Genomic DNA, 2,781 nt, shown 5'->3' on the forward strand with positions numbered 1-2,781 from the left:
GTCCTGAGTCCTGAGTCCTGAGTCCTGAGTCCTGAGTCCTGAGTCCTGAGTCCTGAGTCCTGAGTCCTGAGTCCTGAGTCCTGAGTCCTGAGTCCTGAGCCACGGAGAGGCTGTTATGTTAGAGAGCGACAAAAAGGTGATCTACCCTTTATGTATTTCAATTATTACCTTAATGATGACAGCGTCAGTCATCTCATTACTCTACATTAATCAAAAGAATCATATTGTCATGTTGTTTGATAGCCACGCCGAGCATCAAGCAAGCATATTAGACACGTTGGTTGCAAATGATGTCAGTTTTATTGGTTCGGCTGCCAATTTTTTGCATGCTACCGAGGGGGATAATGTGCAAGGATTTGACGTTTTTGCTCATGGTGTTATGTCAACATCCTACAGCCTTATCGGTTTGCAATGGTTAGCGAAAGTAACAAAAGATGATGCTGACGAATTTGTAACATTAATGAGGGATCGTTTGCCTCAATTTGAGTTATTTACAGTGCCTAAAGCGGCTCAAAAGGTGATTGGATTTTCTGAAGAGAATGAACAACCCGTTTATGTTCTGAGTGATATTTATCCTCAAACCAAAAGTAACCTTGAATTGCTCGGCTTCTATTCGCTACGCCCTCGCTTCCAAAGAATTGCTGCACATATTGAGAGTACGGGGCTACCTGCTATATCCGATAAGGTCCGCCTATTGCAAGATGGCATAGAAGCACACCACAAAAAGGATGGATTATTGGTATATCATCCCGTTTTTAGCTACAACAAACAGGAAATGATTGGTGTGGTAGTGGGTGTTATTCGACTCTCTACTTATTTTGATGGATTGGTGAGCCGCACGGCATCCGATCATCGATTGTATATGAAAGTAACCGATCTCGGATTTGATGCCGAAGATGATCCGATTCTATTCCAAAGCCCAGATTGGGATTCAATCAAAGGCATAGAAATAGAGAAACGCTTATCTCTGCCTAACCGTGATTGGAAAATTGATTTTAAGTTCTCAGAACCAATAGCGAGCAACATACAGTGGATTTTAGTGGCGCTCAGCGTCGGTGGTTTAATTATTTCGATCTTGTTAGGTTATGTTGTCTATTTGTTGATGAGAGAAAAACTTCATCTTAGCGAGATGCTAGAAGAACGTACTGAAGAACTGCGCTTTTTAGCGGACCACGATAGTTTGACTGGGTTGTATAACCGACGTGCATTCGGACGTTTACTGCAAGAGAACGTCTTACAGAAAAAAGCTTTTTCGTTGGTAATGTTTGATGTCGATGATTTTAAACTGATTAATGACAACCATAGCCACATTGCAGGCGATGAGATGCTAATACATATCGCAACGGTTATTTCACGTCATATGGGAAATAATGATGTTTTAGCTCGGTTAGGTGGGGACGAATTTTGCATTATTTGTGAATTGTCAGAACTTCAACCTTTGCAGTGTTATCTAGAAACGTTACGAGCGGCTGTTGAATCAACCGGATATGAGTTCATGGATGAGGTGCTGTATTGCACGCTCAGTATTGGGGCGGCGATCAATCATACTTATGATCAAGAGTCTTTATTACATTTGGCAGACAGTAAGTTATACGAAAGTAAAGAAAATGGTCGCAACCGAGTTTCAATCGCCCAATAACTGTCCGAACGAAAGGGCGAGAGTCGAGTTTTTGAGAGGAGTCGAGTAAGATAACGTTCTTTGACTACTTATATTTAAAGGATACGCCTGAACAATGAACTATAACCGAGTTGTCTGCTTCGATTTAGAAATGTGCTGCTGGAATGAAAATGGGGTTGGGACAACGGGTGAAATCATTGAAGTGGGTTTAGCTGAAATTGATGTGCAGTTGGGCACGATTGTGAAGCGTGCTCAATATTATGTCAGGCCAGAGCAAGACGACATTTCGCTGTTTTGTAGTGAGTTAACCGGGATAACTCCGCGTAAGATTGAAAAACAGGGGCGACCACTCGCAGGTGTCATTCAATCAATGGTTAAGAACTTTGGCGGCCCAAATAAGATTTATGTTTCGTGGGGGCGTGATGACCAAATTTTAGCTAAAGAGTGTGAGCAGAAGGGGATCGTTATGCCTTTTAGCGAGTTCATCAACCTAGCAACGCTCTACCGTATTCAGCAGAGAATGAAAGAAAAACGTATTGGTCACCGCGCCGCACAAGAAGCGCAAGGTATTGAGTGGGAAGGGCGACAGCACTCCGCTTATGTTGATGCCTACAACCTTGCGAAATTGGCGTTAACGATGTTGTAATCCGCTCTATTTTTGAGCGGAAAGTTTAGCGCGGATAAATTCACTGTGGTCGACATACAATAATTCTGCCGCTTTGCGGATCACCGCCTCTTCGAGTGGGTCTATCTCACCGTCCGCGTGCGCCACTTGCCACATCGCCTTGATAAGTTCATATCGCGTATCTTGCGAGAGCTCGCGTAATTGTGAAGTGAAATCATACAATGAAGCTGACTGTTTGACGCTTTGTTCTGCCCGAATGAGCAGTTCCGTGGTTTCTGTATCATCTAACGCTAATAGTCGTTTAACTAATTGAAACTTAGCGTCATTTTCTCGTGTGTCAATTTGATGATCGGCTCCTGCCACTTCTCTGAGCAAACAAGCAATCGCTAGGTTGGGGTAAGTGTTGGAACGCTGGCCTAAATCTTCTCCGTCCAAGAGTTGCTTGAATAGCGATGTAATGGCATTAAACATAAAAAAACCTACTGAAAATTTCGAGTCATTATTGTTTAAATAGTGGCGTATTGAGCAAAACACAAGT

The 2,781-nt window shown here is 42.9% G+C and carries 3 protein-coding genes; 2 read left to right on the forward strand and 1 reads right to left on the reverse strand.

From position 1 onward, the window contains the following. Positions 1-115: 115 nt before the first annotated feature. Both AACQ17_RS08395 and AACQ17_RS08400 read left to right on the forward strand, forming a co-directional pair. Positions 116-1,639: a sensor domain-containing diguanylate cyclase gene (locus AACQ17_RS08395; protein ID WP_094148088.1), complete on the forward strand. Its 1,524-nt coding sequence runs from the start codon at positions 116-118 to the stop codon at positions 1,637-1,639. Between the two features lie 94 nt (positions 1,640-1,733). After that, on the forward strand, positions 1,734-2,264 hold the full coding sequence (locus tag AACQ17_RS08400; protein WP_094148090.1) for a 3'-5' exonuclease: 531 nt from the start codon (positions 1,734-1,736) through the stop codon (positions 2,262-2,264). 6 nt (positions 2,265-2,270) lie between these two features. Here AACQ17_RS08400 and AACQ17_RS08405 read toward each other — a convergent pair whose 3' ends face one another. Continuing rightward, positions 2,271-2,714, reverse strand: coding sequence for a tellurite resistance TerB family protein (locus AACQ17_RS08405; protein WP_170935169.1), 444 nt, complete (start codon positions 2,712-2,714; stop codon positions 2,271-2,273). Positions 2,715-2,781 lie beyond the last annotated feature (67 nt).

The sequence above is a fragment of the Vibrio sp. V10_P2A27P122 genome (assembly GCF_963874335.1).
In the GTDB taxonomy this organism is placed as follows: domain Bacteria; phylum Pseudomonadota; class Gammaproteobacteria; order Enterobacterales; family Vibrionaceae; genus Vibrio; species Vibrio anguillarum.